General features: G+C 64.4%; 24 protein-coding genes. 10 read left to right on the top strand and 14 right to left on the bottom strand.

The features are described 5' to 3' along the window. Nucleotides 1–209: 209 nt before the first annotated feature. From miaB to KXR72_RS16115, 6 genes are all read right to left on the bottom strand, one after another. On the bottom strand, nt 210–1,523 hold the full coding sequence (gene miaB, locus KXR72_RS16140) for a tRNA (N6-isopentenyl adenosine(37)-C2)-methylthiotransferase MiaB (protein WP_437422115.1): 1,314 nt from the start codon (nt 1,521–1,523) through the stop codon (nt 210–212). 90 nt (nt 1,524–1,613) lie between these two features. After that, a complete protein-coding gene (locus KXR72_RS16135; protein ID WP_437422114.1) occupies nt 1,614–2,156 on the bottom strand; it encodes a tetratricopeptide repeat protein in 543 nt (180 codons plus the stop codon). A gap of 97 nt (nt 2,157–2,253) precedes the next feature. After that, nucleotides 2,254–2,889: a hypothetical protein gene (locus KXR72_RS16130; protein ID WP_437422113.1), complete on the bottom strand. Its 636-nt coding sequence runs from the start codon at nt 2,887–2,889 to the stop codon at nt 2,254–2,256. Beyond that, on the bottom strand, nt 2,889–4,178 hold the full coding sequence (hemL, locus tag KXR72_RS16125) for a glutamate-1-semialdehyde 2,1-aminomutase (RefSeq protein ID WP_437422112.1): 1,290 nt from the start codon (nt 4,176–4,178) through the stop codon (nt 2,889–2,891). The genes KXR72_RS16130 and hemL overlap by 1 nt, the downstream gene beginning before the upstream one ends. Before the next feature lie 57 nt (nt 4,179–4,235). Then, nucleotides 4,236–4,877 (bottom strand): thiamine phosphate synthase, encoded by a 642-nt coding sequence (gene thiE, locus KXR72_RS16120; RefSeq protein WP_437422111.1) that lies wholly within the window; start codon nt 4,875–4,877, stop codon nt 4,236–4,238. A gap of 10 nt (nt 4,878–4,887) precedes the next feature. Continuing rightward, nucleotides 4,888–5,682, bottom strand: coding sequence for a hydroxymethylpyrimidine/phosphomethylpyrimidine kinase (locus tag KXR72_RS16115; RefSeq protein ID WP_437422110.1), 795 nt, complete (start codon nt 5,680–5,682; stop codon nt 4,888–4,890). Between the two features lie 258 nt (nt 5,683–5,940). On the opposite strand from KXR72_RS16115, the gene KXR72_RS16110 reads away from it, so the two are divergent. The 6 genes from KXR72_RS16110 to amn all read left to right on the top strand — a co-directional run bounded on the left by KXR72_RS16110 (nt 5,941) and on the right by amn (nt 12,419). Further along, nucleotides 5,941–7,872, top strand: a complete 1,932-nt coding sequence (locus KXR72_RS16110) for a sensor histidine kinase (RefSeq protein WP_437422109.1) — start codon at nt 5,941–5,943, stop codon at nt 7,870–7,872. Between the two features lie 148 nt (nt 7,873–8,020). Next, nucleotides 8,021–9,670: an acyl-CoA dehydrogenase family protein gene (locus tag KXR72_RS16105; protein WP_437422108.1), complete on the top strand. Its 1,650-nt coding sequence runs from the start codon at nt 8,021–8,023 to the stop codon at nt 9,668–9,670. A 119-nt stretch (nt 9,671–9,789) separates the two neighbouring features. Then, nucleotides 9,790–10,047: a type II toxin-antitoxin system Phd/YefM family antitoxin gene (locus tag KXR72_RS16100; RefSeq protein ID WP_437422107.1), complete on the top strand. Its 258-nt coding sequence runs from the start codon at nt 9,790–9,792 to the stop codon at nt 10,045–10,047. A gap of 7 nt (nt 10,048–10,054) precedes the next feature. Further along, nucleotides 10,055–10,309, top strand: a complete 255-nt coding sequence (locus KXR72_RS16095; protein WP_437422106.1) for a Txe/YoeB family addiction module toxin — start codon at nt 10,055–10,057, stop codon at nt 10,307–10,309. A gap of 387 nt (nt 10,310–10,696) precedes the next feature. Continuing rightward, complete coding sequence (locus tag KXR72_RS16090) at nt 10,697–10,873, top strand: hypothetical protein (RefSeq protein ID WP_437422105.1); 177 nt, start codon at nt 10,697–10,699, stop codon at nt 10,871–10,873. Between the two features lie 73 nt (nt 10,874–10,946). Continuing rightward, nucleotides 10,947–12,419: an AMP nucleosidase gene (amn, locus tag KXR72_RS16085; protein WP_437422104.1), complete on the top strand. Its 1,473-nt coding sequence runs from the start codon at nt 10,947–10,949 to the stop codon at nt 12,417–12,419. Between the two features lie 155 nt (nt 12,420–12,574). On the opposite strand, the gene KXR72_RS16080 is transcribed toward amn, so the two are convergent. The 5 genes from KXR72_RS16080 to KXR72_RS16060 form a co-directional block, all read right to left on the bottom strand. Then, a complete protein-coding gene (locus tag KXR72_RS16080) occupies nt 12,575–13,144 on the bottom strand; it encodes a HupE/UreJ family protein (protein ID WP_437422103.1) in 570 nt (189 codons plus the stop codon). Nucleotides 13,145–13,294: 150 nt separating this feature from the next. Then, a complete protein-coding gene (gene ureG / locus KXR72_RS16075) occupies nt 13,295–13,909 on the bottom strand; it encodes an urease accessory protein UreG (RefSeq protein WP_423706016.1) in 615 nt (204 codons plus the stop codon). Nucleotides 13,910–14,209: 300 nt separating this feature from the next. Then, nucleotides 14,210–14,887, bottom strand: a complete 678-nt coding sequence (locus KXR72_RS16070) for an urease accessory protein UreF (protein WP_437422502.1) — start codon at nt 14,885–14,887, stop codon at nt 14,210–14,212. After that, nucleotides 14,887–15,387: an urease accessory protein UreE gene (ureE, locus tag KXR72_RS16065; RefSeq protein WP_243604012.1), complete on the bottom strand. Its 501-nt coding sequence runs from the start codon at nt 15,385–15,387 to the stop codon at nt 14,887–14,889. Before ureE ends, KXR72_RS16070 begins: the two co-directional genes overlap by 1 nt. A 166-nt stretch (nt 15,388–15,553) precedes the next feature. Then, nucleotides 15,554–16,036, bottom strand: coding sequence for a GNAT family N-acetyltransferase (locus tag KXR72_RS16060; RefSeq protein ID WP_243604512.1), 483 nt, complete (start codon nt 16,034–16,036; stop codon nt 15,554–15,556). Nucleotides 16,037–16,307: 271 nt separating this feature from the next. Between KXR72_RS16060 and KXR72_RS16055 the strand changes: the two genes are divergently transcribed. The 3 genes from KXR72_RS16055 (at nt 16,308) to KXR72_RS16045 (ending at nt 19,354) form a co-directional block, all read left to right on the top strand. Then, a complete protein-coding gene (locus KXR72_RS16055; RefSeq protein WP_437422102.1) occupies nt 16,308–17,180 on the top strand; it encodes a DMT family transporter in 873 nt (290 codons plus the stop codon). 94 nt (nt 17,181–17,274) lie between these two features. Beyond that, on the top strand, nt 17,275–18,138 hold the full coding sequence (locus KXR72_RS16050; protein WP_437422101.1) for an isocitrate lyase/PEP mutase family protein: 864 nt from the start codon (nt 17,275–17,277) through the stop codon (nt 18,136–18,138). A gap of 58 nt (nt 18,139–18,196) precedes the next feature. Further along, nucleotides 18,197–19,354, top strand: coding sequence for an MFS transporter (locus tag KXR72_RS16045; RefSeq protein ID WP_437422100.1), 1,158 nt, complete (start codon nt 18,197–18,199; stop codon nt 19,352–19,354). Nucleotides 19,355–19,369: 15 nt separating this feature from the next. On the opposite strand, the gene KXR72_RS16040 is transcribed toward KXR72_RS16045, so the two are convergent. Further along, on the bottom strand, nt 19,370–20,089 hold the full coding sequence (locus tag KXR72_RS16040) for a TorF family putative porin (protein ID WP_243604008.1): 720 nt from the start codon (nt 20,087–20,089) through the stop codon (nt 19,370–19,372). A 317-nt stretch (nt 20,090–20,406) separates the two neighbouring features. Here KXR72_RS16040 and KXR72_RS16035 point away from each other — a divergent pair, with 317 nt between their 5' ends. Further along, complete coding sequence (locus KXR72_RS16035; protein WP_437422099.1) at nt 20,407–20,673, top strand: TraR/DksA family transcriptional regulator; 267 nt, start codon at nt 20,407–20,409, stop codon at nt 20,671–20,673. Between the two features lie 18 nt (nt 20,674–20,691). Here the strand turns inward: KXR72_RS16035 and KXR72_RS16030 are convergent, their stop codons facing one another. Continuing rightward, the gene (locus tag KXR72_RS16030) at nt 20,692–21,873 is read right to left on the bottom strand and encodes a GAF domain-containing sensor histidine kinase (RefSeq protein WP_437422098.1); all 1,182 of its coding nucleotides are present in this window, start codon (nt 21,871–21,873) and stop codon (nt 20,692–20,694) included. A gap of 97 nt (nt 21,874–21,970) precedes the next feature. Then, nucleotides 21,971–23,443: an NCS1 family nucleobase:cation symporter-1 gene (locus tag KXR72_RS16025; RefSeq protein WP_437422097.1), complete on the bottom strand. Its 1,473-nt coding sequence runs from the start codon at nt 23,441–23,443 to the stop codon at nt 21,971–21,973. Nucleotides 23,444–24,068 lie beyond the last annotated feature (625 nt).

Raw genomic sequence — 24,068 nt, 5'->3', positions numbered from 1 at the left:
AATAGCGCCGCATGAAGAAAAAAGCAGCGGCGGGAGCGGGCGGTACGCGGCACTTCTTCGTGGGCCGAATCGCTACCGCAGCGGCCAACGCAGCGTGCCCTGGGCGCGGCGCCCAGGAGTCGGGAAGTGCCGATAGAGATCGTCTAGTCGCCTCGCGTGGCGCTCCGATGAGCGGCAACCGCGAGGCGAACCCGCCGGCTTGCCGCCCGTCAGTCGATCAGCGTGCCGCGCAGCGAGTGCGGCAAGGCGTCGTCGATATGAACTTCGACGAACTGGCCGATCAGCAGTGGATTGCTGCTGCGGAAGTTGACGATCCGGTTGTGCTCGGTGCGGCCCTGAAGCATGCCCGGATCTTTCTTCGAGTAGTCGGTAACGAGAATGCGCTGGCGCGTTCCCACCATCCGTCGGCTGTTTTCGAAGCCTTGTTGATTGATGCGCTGCTGGAGAATGGCCAGGCGCTGCTTCTTGACCTCTTCGGGCGTGTCGTCGGTGAGGTCGGCCGCGGGCGTGCCGGGGCGCGCGCTGTAGACGAAGGAATAGGAGAAGTCGAAACCGACGTCCTCGATTAGCTTCATGGTCTGCTCGAAGTCCTTCTCCGTTTCGCCGGGGAAGCCGACGATGAAGTCTGAGCTGATCAGCATTTCCGGCACGGCGGCCTTCAGTTTGCGGATGCGCGACTTATATTCCAGCGCCGTATGGTTGCGTTTCATCGCCGCCAGGACGCGGTCGGAGCCGGACTGCACAGGCAGATGAAGGTATTTGACCAGCTGCGGGATATCCGCATGGGCCTGAATGATGGCGTCGGAAAATTCCAGCGGGTGGCTGGTGGTGTAACGGATGCGCTCGATGCCGTCGATCTCCGCCACGGCATGCAGCAGGTCCGCGAAGTCATGGTCGTCGTAGCGGTAGCCGTTGACGTTCTGCCCCAGCAGCGTCACTTCCTTCACGCCGTGCTCGGCGAGGTGGATGATCTCAGCCAGTACGTCGGTCAGCGGGCGGCTGACCTCCTCGCCGCGGGTATAGGGCACCACGCAGAACGTGCAGTATTTGCTGCAGCCTTCCATGACCGAAACGAAGGCGGTTGGGCCATCGACACGTGGCTCTGGGAGGCGGTCGAATTTCTCGATCTCGGGAAAGGAAATGTCGACCTGCGGCTCTTTGGTGGTGCGGGCGGCGTCGATCATTTCCGGCAGGCGATGCAGCGTTTGCGGGCCAAAGACTACATCGACGTAGGGCGCCCGGTCGCGAATCGCCGCACCTTCCTGGCTGGCCACACAGCCGCCGACCCCAATGACAAGCTGCGGGTTTTCCTGCTTCAGTTCGCGCCAGCGGCCAAGCTGGGAGAACACCTTCTCCTGGGCCTTTTCGCGAATCGAGCAGGTGTTGAGCAGAATTACATCGGCTTCCGCCGGGTTGGCGGTGATCTCAAGGGGTTGCTGCTCGCCCAGCAGATCCACCATGCGCGAGCTGTCGTACTCGTTCATTTGGCAGCCGTGGGTTTCGATGTAGAGCTTGCGGGTCATGTTACGGGCCGGCGTTGTGCAAAAAATGACCGGCGATTATATGCGCACGCCGGACCCGTTGAAAGCGCCGCGCAGAGTCCGGGCGGCGGCTCAGGGGGAGAAGGGCTTGCTCTCGCCGGCCGTTTGCAGGTCCATCAGGTAGTCGCGAAAGATCTGGCCGAGCACCTGGGTGGCAATCTCCAGTTCGTCGCGGCGCATCTGCGAGGACACCCGGTCGGCGGTATCCAGCGCTTCCTCTTCACCGTTGACCGCCGACATCTTCAGAACCACATAGGCCTGGACGTTATTGGCCGGGACGCCTTCGCCGCGAAAGAACATGATGCCGAGGCGATGCTGCGCCATGGCGTGGCCCTGCAGCGAGGCCTGTTCGAACCAGTGCAAGGCCTTGGGCAGATCGCGCGGTGCGCGGCGGCCATCATAGTGATATTCGCCGAGCTCATAGGCGGCCTGGACATCACCGGCGCGCGCGGCCTGCTCACAAGCGCGCAGGGCATCGGCCATGTCTTCGGGGGCCATGTTCAGTGCGCAGCGGGAGGTCGCCGGGATCAACAGCGAGTTGCCGCCTGCGAAGCTCGACAGCGGCGTCAGTAGCAGCAGGCAGCCGAGAGCGAGGCTGCGACCGGTGCGAATCATGAATCGAGGCGCCTCGAAGATCAGGGCGGTGGTTGGAAGTGGCTGAAAACGAGCCGACGGTCACATTATGGATAAGGCGCCGCCGCCTTACAAAGCCTTAATCATGCGTAGGCCGCATTTCGTCGCCCTGATGGTGCCGGGAGGCCAGCGTTGGCACGAACCAAGCCAGCAACGGGCAGAGCAGGGCTAGGCAAAAGCGTTGGTAATCGGCCAAGGGATTGTTGAACACCAAGCCGTTCCAGGAGGCGGAGAACAGCATCAATGCGCCGGCAACCAGTCCAGCCAGCGTCTTCTGATGATGTGGCCATTGCACCAGTCCGGCATAGGCGACCAGGAGTGCGCTGGCCAGTGCCAGAAGTGCGGCGTACTCATCGCTTCGGTCGAGCCGGCGAGCCAGTTCGAAGAATACGCACAGGCCGATCACCACTCGGCCCCAGGTCGGACGGCTCCAGACCCAGCCGCGGCTGAGCGCAACTGCGGCCGCGGCTGCCATGGGCAGCCCCAGCAGCAGGGTTGCCTGAAACAACCAGCGTTCGGCATGCAAGGTATCCAGCCCGAACGCCAGCCTCGCTACGGCACAGCCCCCGCTTGTGGCCGCCAGGGTGAGGGCGAGCAGGGCGCCGAACAGCGCCGGCTGGTTGGGTTCGGCATGACCGCGGCGGGCAAGGCCCAGCGCGACGGCACTGGCCGCCGCCGATACCGTCAACAGCAGTGCCTGGAACAGGTCAGGCATTAGACCCTCTTCAACTCGGCGAACGCGCGTTCGGCCGCGTTCAAGGTCAGCTCGAGCTCGGTGTCGCCGTGGGCGATTGAGGTAAAGCCAGCCTCGAAGGCGCTCGGCGCCAGGTACACGCCACCGTCCAGCATCAGGTGGAAGAAACGCTTGAAGCGCTCGGCATCGCTGGCCATCACATCCTCGAAGGTGACGATATCGTCGGCTTCGCTGAAGTAGAGGCCGAACATGCCGCCGACCTGTGTCGTGACAAAGGGAATGCCTGCCGCCGAAGCACGTGCTTTCAGCCCGTCGAGCATACGTGTGGTGTAGTCGGTCAGCTCGGCGTGGAAGCCCGGGCGGTTGATCAACTTGAGGGTGGTCAGGCCTGCCGCCATGGCCAGTGGATTGCCCGACAGCGTGCCGGCCTGGTAGACCGGGCCGAGCGGAGCGATGCGCTCCATGATGGCGCGCTTGCCGCCAAAGCAGCCGACAGGCATGCCGCCGCCGATGATCTTGCCAAAGGTGGTCAGGTCCGGTGTCACGCCGTAGTACGCCTGGGCGCCGCCCAGCGCGACGCGAAAGCCTGTCATCACCTCGTCGAAGATGAGCACCACACCGTGCTTGTCGCAGAGTGTGCGCAGCCCTTGCAGGTAGCCGGGGGCAGGCGGTACGCAGTTCATGTTGCCGGCCACGGGCTCGACAATGATGCAGGCGACGTCCTCGCCGACTTCGCTGAGCATCTGCTCGACGGCGGCCAGGTCGTTGAATGGCAGTGTCAGGGTGTGCTTGGCAAAGGCGGCCGGTACGCCGGCGGAGCTTGGCACACCCTGCGTCAGCGCGCCGGAGCCTGCCTTGACCAGCAGGCTGTCGGAGTGGCCGTGGTAGCAACCCTCGAACTTGATGATGCTGTCGCGCCCCGTATAGCCGCGGGCCAGGCGGATGGCGCTCATGGTGGCCTCGGTGCCGGAGCTCACCATGCGCATCATTTGCATCGACGGCACAAGGCTGCAGACCAGCTCGGCCATTTCGGTTTCCATCGCCGTCGGCGCGCCGTAAGACAGGCCATGCTGCAACTGGCGGCGTACTGCGTCGAGCACGTCTGGATGGCTGTGGCCCAGGATCATAGGGCCCCAGGAGCCGACGTAATCGACGTAGCGCTTGTCATCCTCGTCGGTGACGTAGGCGCCTTCGGCGTGCTTGAGGAACAGTGGGGTACCGCCGACGCTGCGGAAGGCGCGGACCGGGGAATTCACGCCACCGGGAATGTGTTGCTGGGCGCTGGCGAAGAGGATTTCGGAACGGGACATGCGGGGCCTCTCGTACAAAAAGAATTAGGAATGGGCGGGCGTGGGCTTCGCCCCCGATCAGCCGGCGGCGAACAGGTCGGTGAAAGCGCGGGCGCGGCGCTCGACGTCCTGCGCCGAGTCAGCACTGAACAGGGCATGAATCACCGCGATTAAGCTGGCGCCACGGGCGATCAGCTCGGGCGCGGTCGCCAGCGTCACACCGCCGATCGCGGCAATCGGCACGGCGAACCGTTGGCGGGCCTGTTCGAGCAGATCGACCGTGGCGGCCGGTGCGCCGGGTTTGGTATTAGAGTCGAAGAACCGGCCGAAAGCGATGTAGCTGGCGCCGTCGGCCACGGCCTGTTCTGCCAGGTCTAGCCGGGCGTGGCAGGTGGCACCGATGATTGCCTTACGACCAAGCAGGGCACGTGCGGCTGACAGCGAACCGTCTTGCTGGCCTAGATGAAGGCCCGCGCCCAGGCGTGCGGCGAGCTCGGCGTCGTCATTGATGATCAGGCCGGCACCGTAGCGCTCGCACAATTTCAGCAGCGCCTCGGCTTCTCGTAGCCGGCGCGCGTCGTTGTCGGATTTGTCGCGGTATTGCAGCAGCCGGGCGCCCCCGTTCAGCGCGGCTTCGGCATAGGGCAGCAGGCGACCGTCAGCGAGCAATGTGCTGTCGGTAATGGCGTAGAGGCCGCGCAGTCGGGTGAGCTCTTTCATCGGCGGCTCCTTAAGACAGGTCCAGCGGAAGGCGGCGGGGAATGTACTGGCCGCGGCCCGGCGCTTCGGCGTCACGCAGCGTGCGCCAGGTGTAGTCAAGGGCTGTCTTCACAGCGCTGACCAGCTCTTCTCCGAGCGCCAGGCGCCCGGCCAGCGCGCTGGCCAGGGTGCAGCCGGAGCCGTGATAGCTGCCCGGCAGGCGTTGGCAGCTGAAGTCGTGGCGGCTGCCGTCACGGCAGTAGAGGCGGTTGTGTACTTCGGTTTCGTCACCGTGCCCGCCAGTGATCAGCAAGTGACGGATATGCGGCAACAGGCGTTCGGCACATTCATCGGCCGAGCCTTCGGGTAATTCGGCAAGAATGCGTGCCTCGGGGAGGTTAGGCGTCGCGATCGTCGAAACCGGAAACAGCCGTTCGCGCATGGCGTAGCCGACCTCGTCCTTGCCGAGGGCGCCACCACCACCAGCGCGCAGGACCGGGTCGCATACCAGGGGCACGCCGGGCAGCTTCTGCATGATCTGCAGCACCGTGCCGACCATCTCGACCGAACCCAGCATGCCCAGTTTCACTGCCGCCACGGGAAGATCGTCAATCACCGCATTGGCTTGGGCCAGCACCCACTCGCGGTCCAGCACGCGAAAATCCGAAACGTCAACCGTGTCCTGTACGGTCAATGCCGTGACCGCTGGTGCTGCGTGGCAGGCCTGGGCGATCAGGGCTTCGATGTCGGCTTGCAGGCCGGCGCCGCCGCTCGGGTCATGGCCAGACAGGCAGAGGACGACAGGACGGGAGCAAGGGCCGGGCATTCGAATTCCCCAGTTTGGCGTGGCACAGGCAGCCAGCGCAGCGTTGCGCTGGCATTTAGAGGCGTGCGAGCTTATCACCAAACACCTGGCCCGGCTTGCTTGAGGTCAGTCGGGGCAGGGCGAGACAGTAGACCGTCCGGCGGGTTCCCGCGGTTCGTCGGAAACTTGTCCCCGGCCCATGCTAAAGTGCCACCACTTCTGAGCGGTCACGTGTCTTCAGGGATGGGCTCCCTGACGTGCTGATGGATTCCCCGATACATGCGCCATTTCCTTTTGCTCATCCTTAGCATGCTGCCGATGCTGGCCAACGCCGTCGTGTTCGATGAAGACGATCGCCGCATTCCCCTTGGGCGCGTAATGGCCGTGCTGGAAGATCCGACCCGCGAAGCGAGGATCGAGGATGTGCTCGCGATGGACGCCGCTGGCCAGTTCGTGCCGCAGCACCAGGAGGTGCTCAACGCCGGGTATTCGCGTTCGGCCTTCTGGCTGCGGCTCGACCTGGACTATCGCGCCAGTGAGCGCAGCCGTTGGTGGCTCGAACTGGCCTATCCGCCGCTGGACCTGCTCGAGCTTTACCTCCCGGACGGCCAGGGTGGCTACCGCCTGGCCGGACGCAGCGGCGACAGGCTGCCCTTCAGCGAACGAGAAATCCACCAGCGCAACCACTTGTTCGAATTGCAGATGGCGCCGGGCCAGGCGAAACGGGTGTACCTGCGCCTGGAAAGCGAGGGCTCGATCCAGGTGCCGCTGACGCTCTGGGCGCCCGTCGCCTATCTTGAGGAGCAATCGGCGCACATCTATATCCTGGCGGTGATCTACGGCGTACTGCTGGTGATGCTGGTCTACAACCTCTTCATCTATCTCAGCGTCCGCGACCGCAGCTACCTCTATTACATCCTCTACATCGGCTCGTTCGGCCTCTACCAGATCTCGGTGAACGGCCTTGGCGTGCAGTATTTCTGGCCAGAGTCGCCGTGGTGGGCCAACGCCTCGACGCCCTTTCTGATCGGCGCGGCGGGGCTGTTCGGTTGTCAGTTCGCACGCAGTTTCCTGCACACCGCCGAGCACAGTCCCTGGATCGACCGCGCGCTGCTGGGGCTGATGGCGCTCGGGCTGGTCACCATGGTGCTGTCGTTCACCTCCAGCTACGCACTGGCGCTGCGGCTGGCGACCTTCCTGGCGCTGTGGTTCATCCTTGTCATTTTCGTTGCCGGCATCCTCGCCTGGCACCGTGGCATGCGTGTGGCGCGCTACTTCATGATCGCCTGGACGACCTTTCTCATCGGCGGGCAGATCAACACGCTCATGGTGCTCGGCTACCTGCCGCACATGTTCCTCACCATGTACGCGGGGCAGATCGGCTCGGCGGTGGAGGTCGCGCTGCTGTCGCTGGCGCTGGCCGACCGCATCAACATGATGAAGGAAGAGCGCGCCCAGATGCTCGAGGAGACCGGACGCAAGCTCGAAGAACTGAACCGCGAGCTGGCCGAGAGCAACCGCCTGAAGGACCAATTTCTCGCCAACGTCACCCACGAGCTGCGTACCCCTATGCATGGCGTGATCGGCAGCCTGGACCTGATGCGAACATTGGAGTTGGATGGCGAGCTGGAACAGTACCAGCGCATCGCTACCAGCTCGGCACGTGACATGATGCGGCTGGTCAACGACATCCTTGCGCTGACCGAACTCCAGGCCGGCAAGCTGCGGGTGCGCCGGGAGGCGTTCGGGCTGCGTGCCGTATTCGACGAGCTCTACATGCTCTATGGCGCCCGCGCCGCGGTGCGCGGCCTGTCCTTCGAGCTGGATTTCGTCAGCGGCTTGCCCGAAGCGATGGTCGGTGATGCTGCCAAGCTCAAGCAAAGCCTCGGCTATCTGCTCGACAACGCGATCAAGTTTACCTTGCACGGCGGCGTCACCCTGGCGGTCAGTGGGCGGCAGAGCGGATCGGACTATGAGCTGCAGGTCGAAGTGATCGATACCGGCATCGGTTTCGAGGCGCCGTCGGACGACTCGCTCTACCAGTATTTCCGGCAGCTCGATGGCAGCATGACGCGTCAGTACGGTGGCCTTGGCATTGGTTTGTCGCTCTGCCGGCAATTGGTCGAGCTCCAAGGCGGGCGGCTGTCCTACCATTCTGAACCCGGCCAGGGCAGCCGTTTTCAATTGCTGATGCCGTTCCAGGCGACCTGACCTCCGCGCGATGCCGCGCAACTTTGGCCGAAACCTCGCTTTTGCACCCTCCTGGTGCGTGCTTCACTTCATTGATGGAGCCCGCGCGGCCTGCCTGCCCAGGTCGGATCGCTGCCGGCGCGCCACGTCGCCACCGAGGAGAGCTGCCATGAGCCTGCATCAATACGCCGAAACGCACGAGGTGCTGAACCAGGTGCCGCCGCTCGACGGCGCAAACCTTTATCGCCTCGACCTACCCTTGCAGGACTGGGTGCGGCGTTACCGGGGCGGCTGGGCCGAAACGCGACTTGAGACCTACGGTGCGCTGGCTGGCGGCCCGTTGATGGCGGCGGGGTTCCTCGCCAACGAGAGCCGGCCGGTGTTCAAAAGCCACGACCGCTACGGCCATCGCATCGATGTGGTCGAGTTTCATCCCGCGTATCACCAGCTCATTGGCACCGCCATCGCGCATGGCATTCCATCGCTGCCCTGGACCGACCCGCAGCCTGGCGCCCAGGTTGCGCGGGCCGCGCTGATGTACCTGCACAATCAGGCAGAAGCCGGCAGCAGCTGCCCGTTGACTATGACCTATGCCAGCGTGCCTGCGTTGCTGCAGCAGCCCGGTATAGCGGACGTCTGGTTGCCAAAAGTTCTCAGCCGCGAATATGACCCGCGCAACGTGCCTATGGAGCAAAAAGCCGGTGTCACCATCGGCATGGCGATGACGGAGAAACAGGGTGGCACCGATGTTCGCGCCAACACCACGCGCGCCCACCCCATCGGCGCGACCGGGCCAGGCCAGGCCTACGAGCTGGTCGGTCACAAATGGTTCTGCTCGGCGCCCATGTGCGACGCCTTTCTGACCTTGGCGCAAACCGAGCGAGGGCTGAGCTGTTTCCTGCTGCCGCGCCACCGCCTGGACGGTAGCCGCAACCAGTTCTACATCCAGCGGCTGAAGAACAAGCTTGGCAACTGGTCTAACGCGTCCAGTGAGGTCGAATACCGTGGCGCGCTCGCCTGGATGATCGGTGAGGAGGGGCGCGGCGTGCCGACCATCATTGAGATGGTCTCCTCCACCCGTTTCGACTGCATGGTCGGCTCCAGCTCGCTGATGCGTCAGGCGCTCACCCAGGCGATGCACCATTGCACGCATCGTCTGGTCGGCGGCAAGGCGCTGATCGAGCAACCCTTGATGCAGAACGTGCTCGCAGATCTCGCCCTTGAGAGCGAGGCCGCACTGGCACTGACCCTGCGCATGGCCCGCGCGCTGGACCACCCGTTCGATGAGGGTGAGACGACCTTCGCGCGCATCGTTACGGCGATCGGTAAATATTGGATCTGCAAACGCGCGCCCGAAATGATCGCCGAGGCCAGCGAATGCCTGGGCGGAGCCGGCTATGTCGAGGACACCCTCATGCCGCGCCTTTACCGCGAGGCGCCGGTCAATTCGATCTGGGAAGGTTCCGGCAACGTCCAGTGCCTGGACCTATTGCGAGCCCTGTCCAGGGAATCCGGCGCGCTTGATGTCTTGCACAACGAGCTTGGCGACGGCCATGGCGACCCGCGGCTACGCGTGCATGTCCGCCAGCTCCAGGCGGCGCTCGCCGACACCGACGCCATCCATTACCGGGCCCGTCAGTTGACCGAAGACCTCGCCGTCGCCCTGCAGGCCAAGCTGCTCCTCGAGGCGGGCAACGAAGCCGTATCGGACGCCTTCATCGCCAGCCGCCTGGACGGCCGCGGCCGCGTCTTCGGCACCCTTCCGACAGGGCTGGACATCAGTGCGGTGTTGGCGCGGAGTGCGCCGTTTCTGGATTAGCCGTTTCTCCGTCTGGGTAACTCCGGGGGATTCAATAGGCGCGCTGGGCGGCGGTGCTTGATCGGCTTGAGGGTATGTACAGATATGTGTACATTTCGCGCATGCTTGAGGAATCCACTATGCAAACCATCAACTACACCACAGCGCGCCAGCATCTCGCTGAAACCATGGACCGGGTCAATGGCGACCGCACACCGATTATGGTCACCCGGCAGAAAGGTGAGCCGGTAGTCATGATTTCCCTCGCCGACTTTAATGCGCTGGAGGAAACGGCGCATTTATTGCGCTCGCCTGCTAATGCCGAGCGTCTGATCAGATCCGTCAACAATTTGCGCGCCGGTAAGCTAGCGTCTCGACAGTTGCTGGAAGACGAATAAGCACGGCATGAATATCCTGTTCACGCCCGAAGGATGGGATGACTACCTCTGGTTCCAGCAAAACGACAAGGCAAGTCTTAAACGAATCAACCTGCTTATCCGCGATGCCGTGCGCACACCCTTTACGGGACTCGGTAAACCGGAACCGCTCAAGCACAACCTGAGCGGTTTATGGTCAAGACGAATCAGCAGCGAGCACAGGCTGGTTTATGCGGTGGATGATGGTCAGTTGCAGATTGTCATGTGTCGTTATCACTATTAAACAGACCCTGTCTCAATCAGCGCGATTACAAGCGTGGCTTGAACCTGAGCAAATGGTGGTGGCCAGAAGACCGAGCCAGCCACGGCGAAGGATGTTTCAACCCAAGCGCCCGGGTAGGGCGCGACCACTAAGACCCTAGCCAAGCTGGCTAACTGGGCGGCGTTTCAATCCACGCGCCCGCGTGGGGCGCGACGGCGGGTTTATAACCCGTTGTGCTAGGTGAAGAAAAGCTGGGCATTTTGCGAAGCGGCGTGGAAGAGGCACATCTGTTGGCCCGGGCAGCGTGACCAAGTCACGCGCCGCTGGCGCCTGGCGCAAAAACTGCTTGGCGCTTCGAGCACGCCGTCGCCGCATTTATGGCTGCCCCTGGCTCCGGGTGTCGATGCGATGCGGATATGCCGTGATGCGGGCATCGAGGCAGCCGCCGCACAGGCGTTCGCCGTCGGCCATGATGCGCCTCACGCGCTGCGCCTGAGCCTGACCGCTGCGCCCAGCCTGGCACTGCTCAAGGCGCGGCTGGAGCAGTTAGTACTGCAGCTCGCGGCGCATCGGTGCGATGAATGAGCTCGGGCAGGTGCTACCGCTGTCATCGAACAGCAGGCAAGATGTTTTCAATGACCAGACAAGGAAACCCACCATGAATCCAGCAGGCGAGACTTTTCGCATTGCCACCAGCGCTGAAGCGGCCGTGGACCACCTTGCCGAGTTGCACCAGCACGCCACTCGCGCCCTGAACCAGGCACTCAAACGCTATGTCGCCACGCGCGAGGAGCCCGATGCCGCCGAGCGCGCGCTGTTTCGCTACCCCGAGCTACGCCTGACCTACGCCTGCCACGGCCAGGTCCCGGCTTCGACCCGCGCCTACGCGAAAGTACAGGCGCCGGGCATATACAGCGTCACCGTGACTCATCCGGGGGCGTTTCGCGGCTATCTGCTCGATCAGTTGCGGCCGCTAATCGCCGATTTCGGCGTCAAGGTCGAGGTCGGCATCAGTGATCGCAACATTCCCTACCCCTACGTGATCGAACAGGGCGACGAGCTAGCTGGCACGGGCGTGACGGCTGCCGAGCTGGCGCGGGTGTTCCCCAGCACGGACTTGTCCGCGGCGACCGATGATATCGCCGATGGGCTCTACGACTGGGAACATGCCGATCCCTATCCGCTTGCGCTGTTCGACGGCGCGCGCGTGGACTTCTCCCTGCGCCGGTTGGTGCATTACACCGGCAGCGATTGGCGCCACGTACAGCCATGGATTCTGTTGACGAACTATCACCGCTACGTCGACCAATTCATCCGCCACGGTTTGGACATGCTGCGTGATGACACCCGTTTCACGCGCATGGTGCTGCCAGGCAACATCGTCATCGAGCGAGGCATGGAGGAGGGGGAAGCCCAGGCGATCATTGGCGGCGTGCTCTGGCACCGCTACCAGATGCCGGCTTATCACCTGGTTGCGAAAGACGGCCACGGCATCACCCTTGTCAATATCGGCGTAGGGCCATCGAACGCGAAAAACATTACCGACCATCTCGCGGTGCTGCGTCCGCACTGTTGGTTGATGATCGGCCACTGTGGCGGTCTGCGGCAGTCGCAGTCCATCGGCGACTATGTGCTGGCTCACGCCTACATGCGGCGCGACGGCATTCTCGATCGCGTACTGCCACCGCATATTCCGCTGCCGGCGCTGGCTGAGGTGCAGCAGGCGCTGCAAGAGGCTGCTGCGCAAGTTACCGGTGATCAGGGTGAGGCACTGAAGAAGCGCCTACGCACCGGCACTGTCCTGACCTACGACGACCGTAACTGGGAGCTGCGCTGGGCGCAGGAGCGGCCGTTGATCAATCTTTCGCGCGCTGTAGCGGTAGACATGGAGAGCGGCACCATCGCCGCCCAGGGTTATCGCTTGCGGGTGCCATACGGGACGCTGCTCTGTGTGTCGGACAAGCCGCTGCACAGCGAGATCAAGCTGCCGGGGTCTGCCAACGCCTTCTACGAGCGGGCCGTGACCCAGCACTTGAAGATAGGCATCGCTGCCCTCGACCTGCTGCGCAGCCAGCTCAACTCGCTGCATTCACGCAAGCTGCGCAGCTTCGACGAACCGCCGTTCCGCTGAGCCAGGCGCAACGAAAAAAGCCCGAGTCAGGTCACTGGCTCGGGCTTTTCATTTCAAGAACGGCATGGCGGCGTGAAGCCGCAGGGGTACACGGTCGCTTCGGCCCAGGCGCGCGCAGTTGAGGCTCTGCACCTCGACCATTCACGCGTCGTCTGTCAGGCCGCGAGCAACCAGGCGCCAGCCAGGGCCGACGCCGCACCGGCGATGCGTACCAGAGGCGCGGCAACCTGCGGCAAGCTGCGGGCAACGACGTAGCCGGCGCCGTGCAGCGCCGCGGTCGCGGCCACGAAACCGGCGGCATAACCCCAGGGGCTCGACAGGGCCGGCAACTCCAAGCCGTGTGCGACCCCGTGACTGGCGGCGAACAGGGCGGTCAGACCGGCTGCGACGGCCAGCGGCGGGCGTACCGCCAGTGCGACCAACAGGCCCAGCGCCAGCACCGAGCCGGCGATGCCGGTTTCCAACATTGGCATCTCGGTGCCGGCAAAGCCGAGCAGGCCGCCGAGCAGCATGGTTGCAACGAAGGTCAGCGGCAGCGCCCAGCGTGCCGTGCCGGTCTGCTGCGCCGCCCAGAGCCCGACGGCAAGCATCGCCAGCAGATGATCGAGGCCGAAGACCGGATGGGCGAGACCGGACATGATGCCGGCGTGGTCGTGCCCGGGGTGGGCTACAGCCAGCGCCGGACTGAGCAGCAGGGCGGTGGCGAAGAGAAGTTTTCTGTTCATTCGGTGTTCCCTCTGGTTTGCATGATGCGTTCGAATCGTCGCGATGCTTCGCGTCGGCGCGGTCGGCGGTTTCCCGGTAGCAGCCCGCTGGCTGGCGAAGCGCTTGGCGATGAGCGAGCACGGACGGGCACGCCTACAGGCGGTGCTGGCTCAGGCGGCGCTGAGCATTCCCTGTTTTTCGATGAAGGCGATGATCTCGTCGAGTCCCTGGCCGACTTTCTGGTTGCTGAACACGAACGGCTTGTCGCCGCGCATCTTGCGGGCGTCGCGGTCCATGACCTCCAGCGAGGCGCCGACCATGGGGGCGAGGTCGACCTTGTTGATCACCAGGAGGTCGGACTTGCAGATCCCCGGCCCGCCCTTGCGCGGCAGCTTGTCGCCGGCCGAGACGTCAATCACGTAGAGCGTCAGGTCCGACAGCTCGGGGCTGAAGGTCGCCGAGAGGTTGTCGCCACCGGATTCGACGATGATCAGGTCCAGCCCCGGGAAGCGCCGGTTGAGCTGCTCGACCGCTTCGAGGTTGATCGAGGCGTCTTCACGAATGGCCGTGTGCGGGCAGCCGCCGGTTTCCACGCCGATGATGCGCTCGGGTGCCAGGGCTTCGTTGCGCACCAGGAACTGGGCGTCCTCCTGGGTGTAGATGTCGTTGGTGACGACGGCGATGTTGTAGCGCTCGCGCAGGGCGCGGCACAGGGCGAGGGTCAGGGCGGTCTTGCCCGACCCGACCGGGCCGCCGATGCCGACGCGCAGGGGTTGGCTGTTCATGATGGTCTCCTCTGGAAGGCGGTGTGGCTGCCTTGGGGTTGCGAAAGGGGTGCCGCTGCCGATTGGGGCAGGGATGGGATTCGTTGGGTGAGCGTGTTTGCCGCTTGCGGATGCAGTGCGTGTCGGCAGTGGCTTGGGTGCTTCCAAGGGACGTTCCGACACTCGGGCAAAAAGCCAACGGCTTCGCGGCCGAGGTCCCTTTGCATGGGCTCCGTGAATACAGTAGGTCGCATGGGAGCGCGGGCTCGCGGGCAGTGCTCGTTCCGCCTGATGCGAATGGCGGAGGCGGCGTTGGTCTGATCATGACCTGAACAACCGACTGTACTGCCGCTCGTGCCCCATGCTGGCCAGCACCAGTCCAAACGGCAGGCTCCCCCAATCCTCGGGCGTCCGGTCGGTGGCGATGCGAGCGGCCTGGTCGAGGCTTGGCAGCAAGGCTGACGTCAGCCGCTGGGCCGCCTGCTGCCCCAGGGGCAGCGTTTTCATCAGCACCGCCAGCTGGTTCTCCAGCCAGCCCCACAACCAGGCGCTCAACGCTTCCCGCGGCGATATCTGCCAGGCGCGGGCGGCGAGCGCCCAGGTCAGCGCCAGACCGGGTTCGGGGGTGCGGGCAAGCAGCGCGCGGGCAGGGGCGTCCAGTTCCGGCAGGCCGTCTAGCAGTTGGCCGAGCGAGTAACCCATCTGCCGGCTTTCCAGCTGCAGTTCGCGAGTTTCACGACTGGCGCGGTGGCGCTCGGCGAGTTCAGCAAGGGCGGGCCAATCCTCGCGGGCGGCCGCTTCGCAGTGCGCCAGCAGAAGCGGCGCCTCGAAGCGCGCCAGGTTCAAGAGCAGTTGATCCTCGAGCCAGGCAGCAGCCTGTTCGGCGGTGGCGACCAGACCCTGCTCGACCGCCATTTCCAGACCCTGCGAGTAGCTGTAGCCGCCGATCGGCAGCTGCGGGCTGGCCAGGCGCAGCAGGCCCCAGGCCGCACCGTTGATCACGGGCGCACTCCGAACTGGTGCAGACGAGGGGCGTAGCTGAACTCGGCCTCGCCCGCGTGGGAGTGATGGTGGCCGCCGCCATAGGCGCCATGTTCGGGCTGGAAGGGCGCCTCGATGGCTTCGACCGTGGCGCCAAGCTGCAGCAGCATGTCCTTGAGCACGTAGTCGTCGAGCAGGCGCAGCCAACCGTCGCCGATCTGCAACGCCACGTGGCGGTTGCCGAGGTGATAGGCCGCGCGCGTCAGCTCGAAGGCGCTGGCGCAGGTGACATGCAGCAGGCGCTCCGGGCGCGCGCGCACGCGGACGATGCGGCCGTCTTCGGCCTCGAGAGACTCGCCATCGCGTAGCGGCGGCTGGCCGCGCTCGAGGAACAGGCCGACGTCCTCGCCCGTCGTGGTGAAGCAGCGCAGGCGCGACTTGCTGCGTGCCTCATAGGTAAGCAGGAGTTCGGCGTCAGCCTTGGCATGCGTCTGTGTACGGCGATGAATGACCAGCATGGGCGCGGCAGTTCCGGTTGTGCGTTCGGCACAAGCAGAGCAAGGCGCTTGCCAACCTGCGTTGGCAAAGGCGTCGCGCCGGCTGCGGGGCTGGCCGTGCCTGAAAATGGGGCTCAGGCCGCATCATGATGGTGCGTCAGCTATGTGGTCGCACCATCAGGGTGCGTCAATGCAGGGCGCGCACCATGTAAACCGCGGGGAGGCGATAGCTGGCGAGGTTATCAACCTGGCGCGGTTCGAGTTCGGTATGGGCGCTGTAGCCCAGGCGCGACCAGAAGGCTTCGGATTCCTGCACCGAGACCAGTGCCGAATAGCGGATCTGCTGGCGGCTGGCCTGCTCCAGGTTGCGGCTCACCAACGCCGGGCCGATGCCACGGCCGGCGGCGCGGCGCGAGACGGCCAGGTCGTGCAGGTAGAGGCAATCGGCTTCGGGGTACTGTTTGAAATCGCCGTCCAGCGGGGTGACCTTGCCGACGCGCGAGTGATAGGCGAACAGATAGGCGCAGACGCCTTGTTCGTCTTCGGCCACCCAGGCGAGTCGCGGAAAGGCAGCGAGACGGTCGCGGATGACCGCTTCATCCTCGAGGATTTCGGCGGCGTAGGATTCTTCCTGAATCGACATCACGGCAGGGATATCGCGCACCTGCATCGCGCGTAACTTGAACATCAGACAAGACTCGGATTGACGCGGCCGTTGCTATGGCGGCGCGCGCGGGGCGGCGATCATACGCGATAGTCGAGCGGCTGGAGCGGTACCCGACGGAATGATCGCGATTACACCCGAATGGCATGACCGTTTCGCGACACGACGGCCACGGTGAAGGGCGATCGTCTGGTCGGCTCGGCTCATGTGACGACTGACGAAACACGGATTTAGGCGCATAATTCTTAGGTAGCTACCTATCGTCGCGGTTTACCAATTGAACAATTCCCACCAGCCCCTGCTCGGCGTGCTGCTCATTCTGGTGTCCTGTCTGACTCTGGCTTCGCACGATGGCCTGTCCAAACACCTGACGCAGCTCTATCCGGTATTCCTGGTTATCTGGGCGCGCTACATGGCGCAGACGACCCTGATGCTTGCCCTGTTCACGCCGCGCATGGGACGGCGCGTCTTCCAGACGCTGCGTCCGACTCTGCAGATCTGCCGCGGCCTGAGCCTGGTCAGCGTCAGCATGCTGTTCATCAGCGGGTTGAGCTACATCCCGCTGGCCGAGGCCACCGCCGTCATCTTCCTCACGCCATTGCTGGTCACCATCGCCTCGGCGCTGTTGGGCGAGCAGGTCAGCCGCGCTCAGTGGCTGGCGGTAGGCTGCGGGCTGATCGGCGTGATGATCATCGTGCGCCCGGGCGGCGCGCTGTTCACTCCGGCGATCCTGCTGCCCTTCGGCGCCGCGGTCAGTTTCACGATCTACCAATTGATCACCCGCCGGCTCAGCGCGACAGACCATCCGGTGACCAGCAATTTCATCACCAGCCTGGTGGGCAGTCTGGTCATGAGCGTGCTGGTGATCTTCAACTGGCAGACGCCGTCTCTGCATGACGCCGTGATGATGGCGGCGCTCGGCGCCATGGCCATGAGCGGGCATCTGCTGCTGACCAACGCGTTCCGCTTCGCCAGTGCAGCCGCGCTGGCACCCTTCACCTATGCGCAGATCATCTTCGCCGGTGTGGTGGGCCTGATCGCGTTCGGCCACACGCCGGATGCTGGTGCCATCACCGGGATGGCTGTGATCATTGCCAGTGGGCTGGTCATGGCGTACGTACAGGGGCGGCAGCCACGCGCGCCGCTTTGATTCACCGTGGTGTGCCGCAGGCCCGCCGCAGAGCTTTCAACACTAGACCAGACAAGGGCGAAGACCCTTGCGTGCGACTCAACAGGACGGACACATGCAACGACGCTCTCATCACACCCTGCGCCAGGACTTCCGCAAGTTGCTGGCCTCGGACCGCTGTTATCACACCGCCTCGGTATTCGATCCGATGTCGGCCCGCATCGCTGCCGATCTCCAGTTCGAGGTCGGGATTCTCGGTGGCTCGGTCGCCTCGCTGCAGGTACTGGCTGCGCCCGACTTCGCGCTGATCACCCTCAGTGAGTTCGTCGAGCAGGCCGCGCGCATCGGCCGCGTTTCGCGACTGCCGATCATCGCCGATGCCGACCATGGCTACGGTAATGCGCTGAACGTGATGCGTACCGTGGTCGAGCTCGAGCGCGCCGGGATTGCCGCGCTGACCATCGAGGACACCCTGTTGCCGGCCAAATTCGGCCGCAAGTCCACCGATCTCATCGGTATGTTCGAGGCGGTCGGCAAGATTCGCGCGGCGCTGGAGGCGCGCATCGACCCCGAGCTGTGCATCATCGCCCGGACCAACGCCGGCGTGATCGGCCTGGAAGAGGTGATCGCGCGCGTGCAGGCCTACGAGGCGGCCGGGGCGGACGCGATCTGTCTGGTCGGCATCGAGAATTTCGAGCAGCTCGAGCAGGTCGCCGAAAAGCTCAAGGTGCCGCTGATGCTCGTCACCTACGGCAATCCACAATTGCGCGACAACGAACGCCTCGCCCGGCTGGGTGTGCGCATCGTGGTGAACGGCCATGCCGCCTATTTCGCCGCGATCAAGGCGACCTACGACTGCCTGCGCGAGCAGCGCCAGATCGACGCCTCCGACCTCAACGCCTCGCAGCTGTCGGTCAAGTACTCGACAGCGGAGGAGTACATGGTCTGGGCCGAGGAATACATGCAGGTCAAGGAGTGACCGCTGCGGCGGCGGCTCGCCCCGGCCGCCGCGACCATTGCCGTGCTTGGGAGACCTGATGAGCCCACGTCTACTGACCTTCATGGTCGCCTTCGCCGCCTTTCTCGGCCCCTTCACCCAGACGGTCTACACGCCGATCCTGCCGGAGCTCGGCACCGCGCTGCGGACCACGCCGTTCCTGATCAACCTGAGCATTTCGATCTTTACCTTCGTGCTCGCCTTCATGCAGATCATCTATGGGCCGCTGGTCGACCGCACCGGTCGCAAGCGCACCCTGCTGGCGGGTCTGGCGGTCTACGTCGTCGCCTCGATGGGCTGCTTTCTGGCCAACAACATCGAAGTGCTGCTGGCCTTCCGGGCGTTGCAGGCGGTGGGCATCGCCGCCGGTGCGGTGGTGGCGGTCACGGTGATCGGCGACCGCTTCGAAGGCGCCGCGCGGGGCCGTGCAATGGGCTCGTTCCAGATGATGGTGGCGCTCGGTCCGGTCGCCGGGCCTGTGGTGGGTGGCTTCGTTGGCGAGCACGTGGATTTCCACTACGTGTTTCTGCTGCTGGCGATCGTCGGTATTGGGGCGCTGACGAGCAATGCGCTCTGGCTGCAGGAAACCCGCCCCGCCGGCGGGCCGCCGCGCGCGTTTCACCCGGTGCAGTACCTCGAGGTGCTCGGCAATCGCCAGGGTCTGGCGATCATGCTGCTGAGCTTCGTGCAGTACTACGCGTTCTATAACTACTTGGTGTTCATGCCGCGGATCCTGGACGCCCGCTACGGGTTGAGCGCCAGCGAGAAGGGGCTGGTATTCCTGCCGCTGTCGATCGCGGTGGTGATAGGCAGTTTCGTCGGCGGGCGGCTGCTCGGCCATTGGCGGCCACGACCCATGCTGCTGATCACGGCGCTGCTCAATGCGCTCAGCCTGATGCTGTTCCTGGCGGTCGCTCAGTCATCGCTCGCCGCGCTGGTCGTGGCGGTCACTGCGTTCGGGCTGTTTCTCGGGTTGTCGCTGCCGGTGCAGACCAGCCTCTTGATGGACCTGTACCACGAGAACCGAGCCACGGCCGTCGGCAGCTACAACTTCTTCCGCTTCATGGGCATGGCGACCGGGCCGGTGCTGGGCTCGTGGCTGTTCCAGGACGGCAACCTGGGCCTGCTCTACGGGTTCGCCGCAGCAGCATTCCTGCTCGCTGTCGGCCATGCGCAGCTGCGTTTTCGCCAGGGCTGATGACCGGCCGGGCGCTTAGAAAAAGGCGCGCTCGGCCTTGAACATCATGAACCCTTCGCAATAGGCGTTCTGTCCCGAATAGACGCCGCATTGCGCGCCCTGCAGGTTCGAGTCGGAATAGGACAGGTCCAGCTTCACCCCGAGCAGCTGCCGGGACAGGCTCAGCGACCAGTCATTGAACGTTCGCAGGCTGCCGCCGTTGTAATACAGCGGGTTGTCCACTGAGTGGGTGGCGTACTTCAGACGGACCCCGACGTCGAAAGGGCGGACCGAACCCAGTTCGATAAACAGGGTGCTGTCGGTGCGCCCCAGTGCGCTGCTCAGTGCGCCGCCCAGCCGGCTGCTGCCCAGGTTGAAGCCCGCGTAGTATTCCTCGCGGTCCCAGGTGTCGATTTCCGGGAAGCTGTAGCGGATCACCCCCAGCTCATAGCCGGGCGAGTCGTCCATCCGAGGCTGCGCGTAGCCGACGTAGCTGTTGAGCTCCAGCTGGCTGCCGTCCAGAAGCCCGACGCTGGGCGACCACTGGCCGACATACACTCCGCTCTCATGGGTGAGGTCCAGCCCACCCCGGAACGTGCTGGCCGTGGCTGGCTGAACCAGCCCTTGGGCCATGCTGCGTGTCGGCGCCGTACCGAGTTTGAGGTCGAATTGCCCGACCTCCCGTTCCATGACTTCTGGCTGGCTGGCGCAACCGCCCAGGGCGATGACCAGCGCGATCAGGTATCTCTTGTCCATAATTCCGCTTCACGGGTCAGGTGTGTCTGGTAGGCCGACCAGCGACGACCATGAGCGGGCGAGGCCGTGCCAGAGCGCTCCAAGCGCCCGCCGAGACACGGCCTTCCCTTCACTTCGGCTCGAAGGATAGCCAAAGCCCTTTTCCGGCGAGCCCCACTCGTCGATTTGGCGCCAGCAAACCGACAAGCGGTGCCGGTGTGCTGGCGGTACGTATTTGCGGCACTTGATTTCAGCGGCTGGTGAACCTGTCCGGCCCAGGGTCGATCAGAGAAAGGTAGAGACCTGTGAGAAGGCCCTGTCGGGCCGAGGAGGGTGCGATGGCTACCGGTTGGGCTAACGAGGGGGCTGTGCAGGACCAGATCGACAGCACGCTCGAGGACGCCGTGCAGCGCGCGCGCAGTCGGCTCGGGCATGGCGAGAGCCTGCAGCGTTGCGAAGCCTGTGACGAACCCATTCCAGAGGCACGACGCGCGGCCGTTCCCGGCGTTCGGCTGTGCATCCGCTGTCAGGCGGAGCAGGACAAGCAGGACGCCAGATTCAGCGGGTACAACCGGCGCGGCAGCAAGGACAGCCAGTTACGTTGACTGCCCCGCGCCAGCGCATCAGGGCCCGCTTAGAGGCATCCTGAACATGAAGGTGGTGCCCGCTTCGGCCGTCGAGGCGACCTGCATCTCCCCGCCGTGGGACTGCGCGATTTCGCTGGCAATGTACAGACCCAGCCCGAGCCCGGATTGCGGGCTGGTTTCCTCACGCCAGTAAGGCTGGAACAGCTTGGCCAGGCGATCCGGCGCAATGGGTTGCCCGGCGTTGCTCACGCAGAGCAGCAGTTGATCGTCTTCGATCTTTGCGGTCACCTCGATCGTCCCCTCGGGCGCGCCGTGCACCAGGGCGTTCGCCAGCAGGTTCGAGAGCAGCTGGCCGAGGCGATCGGCGTCACAGCGAACGCCCTCCAGCGGCCCGATGTTCGCCTGGATCCTGCGGTGCGGGTTGGCGCTTTGGAGTTCTTCGACGATATGGCCCAAGGCGCCGCGCAGGTCGTCACAGGGGCTCAGGTTCAGCGGTATGCCCTTGCCGAGCCGGCCCCTGGCGAAGTCGAGCACATCGTCCACCAGCCGAGCGGCGCGATGGCTGGCGGTCAGCATGTGGCCAGCAATGCCGAGCACGGTGGGGTCGCTGGAGCGGCGCTGCAGCAACTGGGCGCCGGACATGATTGAGGAGAGCGGGTTACGCAGGTCGTGCCCGAGCAGGGCGATGAATTGCTCGCGCAATTCGGCCGTCTGCCGCGCATCGAACAAGGCGGCCTCGGTCGCCTCGAAACGCGCCTCCGACTCCAGCTGCATGGCGAGCAGTCTGGCGAAGGATTCCATCATCGGCAGCACAACCGCTTCCGACAGCTTTGCCGGAAGCGGGTCCAGCGCGCATACCGTGCCGAAGAAGCTGCCGTCCGAGCGGAAGATTGGTGTGGAAATGTAGCTCTCGAAGCCGTACAGCCTGGGCGTGTGATGATTGCAGTAGCGATCGTCTTCGCTCGCCTTGCTGATGATGATGGTCTCGTGTGAGGAGTGGATCTCGTGGCAGAGCGTGGTCGTGACGTCCAGCTCGCCGCCGACCTCGAGGCCGAAATTTATCTTGTCGAGTACCGCGCAGGCCGTCCATGAGTCCTCGGTGACACGGGCCACCGCGGCGAAGCGCAAGCCGGTCGTGTCGCAGATGACCTGGAGAATCGCCGGTACGGCGCTGATACGGCCGATGGCCGAGATATCGTCGATGACCGATCGGTTCATGGAGCGGGTCGTTGTGCCATACGGATGGCTGGGCACTCTAGCATGCGTCACCCGACAAACGCACCGAGCCCACGCGCGGTTGGCCCGGTGCGATCGGTTACAGCTGGGACGTCGCGGTGGGCGTGGCGCTGACCGGCAGGATCTGCTTGCGCATCAACAGGTAGTGCAGCACGGCCCCGAACAGCGCGCCCAGCAGCCAGGCGAAGCCCGACAGGCTTTCCAGGCCCGGCGTCCAGACCGAGGCGACGGAGAAGATCGAGGCGATGCCGAAGGCGATGATCGCCTTGCGGTTCCAGCCAGCATTGAAATAGTAGGTCGAACCGGGTTCGGCGCTGAACAGCTGTTGCACATCCAGTCGCTGACGGCGAACCAGGTAGTAGTCGGCCACGATGATGCCGTACAGCGGCGCCAGCACCGCACCCAGGGTGTCCACGAACGCGGCGATGCCCACCGCGCTGATGAACGAAACCCACAACGCACCGATGAAGAAGGCAATCGCGGCAGTGATGAAGCCTCCCGTGCGTGCGCTGATGCGGGCGGGTGACAGGTTGGCGATGTCGTAGGCCGGCGGGATGAAGTTGGCGACCAGATTGATGCCGACTGTCGCGGCGAAGAAGGTGATGGCGGCGATGAGCGTCAGGCCCACATGATCGATCCGCGCCACGATATCGGTCGGGTTGGTCAGCGTCTCGCCGAACACCACCACGGTGCCGGCGGTGATCACCAGCGCGATCAGCGAGAAGAACGCCAGGCTCACCGGCAAGCCCAGGAAGTTTCCGATTCGCATCTGACGCTCGGTTTTGACGAAGCGGGCGAAATCGCCGTAGTTGATCACTACTGCCGCGAAGTAGGCGACCATGGTGCCGACAACCGCGGCGAACGCTGCAACCGGCCCGCCTGCGTAGCTGCCGGTGCCGCTGAAAATTCCGCCCAGCGCGCCAGCGAGGCTCGGGCCGGCCTTGTAGCAGATGGCGATCATCATCGCGATCATCACCAGATATACCAGCGGCCCGGCCCAGTTCAGAAACCGCGTCACCCAGTCCACGCCACGTACGAACAGCGCGACCTGAAAGGCACAGACCAGCACGTAGGCGACCCAGTCGACGGTCGTCAGGCCCAGCAGCGTCGCCTCGGAGCCTGGACCCGTGAGGGTGCGGATCAGCAGGGCCACGGCGGTCGAGGCGAAATAGGTCTGCACGCCGTACCAGAAGATCGCCACGATGCCGCGCACCATGGCCGGGAAGTTCGCACCGCGCACGCCCATGCTGGCGCGGGCCATGACCGGGAAGGGGATGCCGTACTTCACGCTGGGCTTGCCGGTCAGCTGCACCAGGCCCATCACGATGAAGCCGGCCAGCACGATCCCGGCAAGCACGGCCCAGCCGTTCAGGCCGTAACTGATGAACAGGGTCGCGGCCAGCGTGTAGCCGAACAGGCTTTGAATGTCGTTGGACCAGACGTTGAAGATTTCGAACCATCCCCATTTGCGTTTGCCAGGCGCGAGGGGCTCGAGGTCGGCGTTGTGCAGGGTCGGATCGGGGTGTGGCAGGGTCAAATCCTGATCGTTCATGGCGAGCGCTCGTGTGCAAGGCTGGTTCTGTCAGCTGTATGCAGTTTGTGTACCGCACCAGCGTTCCCTTGAAGCGTTCCGCGTACTGCACACGTCGCGAAAGGCTGCGTGCCGCCCCGTCTGTCCGCCGGAAGGCAACGGTTTCAGCCTAGATCACGCTTGGGCAAGGTGCCGGATTTATGTATACAACTCGCGTGGCGGCAGGCACAGCACTTGCCGGCGCGCGCGGCCAGAATGCCCCGTTGTGCTGCATCTGCCGTCGGAGCGTGCAGTCATGGTGCGCCGATGGCCGCCGGAGCGGCTGGGCGAATAAATTCGCCCCTACAGGACGTACGGCCGAGCCATGCCCCGCCACACCAACCCGATGTCGCGAATTCATTCACCCGCGTTCAACGCGCGTCAGGCCCGAAAAGGCCCAACCAACCGAATGGAACCTTTGTAGGGGCGAATTCATTCGCCCGCATTCAACGCGCGTCACGCTCCGAAACGGCTCAACCAGCCGAATGGAATCCCGTGTAGGGGCGAATTTATTCGCCCGCGTTCAACGCACGTCACGGTCCGAAAAAGGCCCAACCAACCGAATGGAACCCTTGTAGGGGCGAATTCATTCGCCCGCGTTCAACGC

This window comes from Stutzerimonas chloritidismutans (assembly GCF_051486945.1).
Taxonomy (GTDB): domain Bacteria; phylum Pseudomonadota; class Gammaproteobacteria; order Pseudomonadales; family Pseudomonadaceae; genus Stutzerimonas; species Stutzerimonas chloritidismutans_B.
Note: the sequence above shows the minus strand (reverse complement) of the source record. Positions and strands in the feature narration are given on the sequence as shown.

Coding starts and splice junctions, on each gene's coding strand:
- miaB (WP_437422115.1), bottom strand. CDS start 1,523: ATGACCCGCAAGCTCTACATCGAAACCCACGGCTGCCAAATGAACGAG.
- KXR72_RS16135 (WP_437422114.1), bottom strand. CDS start 2,156: ATGATTCGCACCGGTCGCAGCCTCGCTCTCGGCTGCCTGCTGCTACTG.
- KXR72_RS16130 (WP_437422113.1), bottom strand. CDS start 2,889: ATGCCTGACCTGTTCCAGGCACTGCTGTTGACGGTATCGGCGGCGGCC.
- hemL (WP_437422112.1), bottom strand. CDS start 4,178: ATGTCCCGTTCCGAAATCCTCTTCGCCAGCGCCCAGCAACACATTCCC.
- thiE (WP_437422111.1), bottom strand. CDS start 4,877: ATGAAAGAGCTCACCCGACTGCGCGGCCTCTACGCCATTACCGACAGC.
- KXR72_RS16115 (WP_437422110.1), bottom strand. CDS start 5,682: ATGCCCGGCCCTTGCTCCCGTCCTGTCGTCCTCTGCCTGTCTGGCCAT.
- KXR72_RS16110 (WP_437422109.1), top strand. CDS start 5,941: ATGCGCCATTTCCTTTTGCTCATCCTTAGCATGCTGCCGATGCTGGCC.
- KXR72_RS16105 (WP_437422108.1), top strand. CDS start 8,021: ATGAGCCTGCATCAATACGCCGAAACGCACGAGGTGCTGAACCAGGTG.
- KXR72_RS16100 (WP_437422107.1), top strand. CDS start 9,790: ATGCAAACCATCAACTACACCACAGCGCGCCAGCATCTCGCTGAAACC.
- KXR72_RS16095 (WP_437422106.1), top strand. CDS start 10,055: ATGAATATCCTGTTCACGCCCGAAGGATGGGATGACTACCTCTGGTTC.
- KXR72_RS16090 (WP_437422105.1), top strand. CDS start 10,697: ATGCGGATATGCCGTGATGCGGGCATCGAGGCAGCCGCCGCACAGGCG.
- amn (WP_437422104.1), top strand. CDS start 10,947: ATGAATCCAGCAGGCGAGACTTTTCGCATTGCCACCAGCGCTGAAGCG.
- KXR72_RS16080 (WP_437422103.1), bottom strand. CDS start 13,144: ATGAACAGAAAACTTCTCTTCGCCACCGCCCTGCTGCTCAGTCCGGCG.
- ureG (WP_423706016.1), bottom strand. CDS start 13,909: ATGAACAGCCAACCCCTGCGCGTCGGCATCGGCGGCCCGGTCGGGTCG.
- ureE (WP_243604012.1), bottom strand. CDS start 15,387: ATGCTGGTCATTCATCGCCGTACACAGACGCATGCCAAGGCTGACGCC.
- KXR72_RS16060 (WP_243604512.1), bottom strand. CDS start 16,036: ATGCAGGTGCGCGATATCCCTGCCGTGATGTCGATTCAGGAAGAATCC.
- KXR72_RS16050 (WP_437422101.1), top strand. CDS start 17,275: ATGCAACGACGCTCTCATCACACCCTGCGCCAGGACTTCCGCAAGTTG.
- KXR72_RS16045 (WP_437422100.1), top strand. CDS start 18,197: ATGAGCCCACGTCTACTGACCTTCATGGTCGCCTTCGCCGCCTTTCTC.
- KXR72_RS16040 (WP_243604008.1), bottom strand. CDS start 20,089: ATGGACAAGAGATACCTGATCGCGCTGGTCATCGCCCTGGGCGGTTGC.
- KXR72_RS16035 (WP_437422099.1), top strand. CDS start 20,407: ATGGCTACCGGTTGGGCTAACGAGGGGGCTGTGCAGGACCAGATCGAC.
- KXR72_RS16030 (WP_437422098.1), bottom strand. CDS start 21,873: ATGAACCGATCGGTCATCGACGATATCTCGGCCATCGGCCGTATCAGC.
- KXR72_RS16025 (WP_437422097.1), bottom strand. CDS start 23,443: ATGAACGATCAGGATTTGACCCTGCCACACCCCGATCCGACCCTGCAC.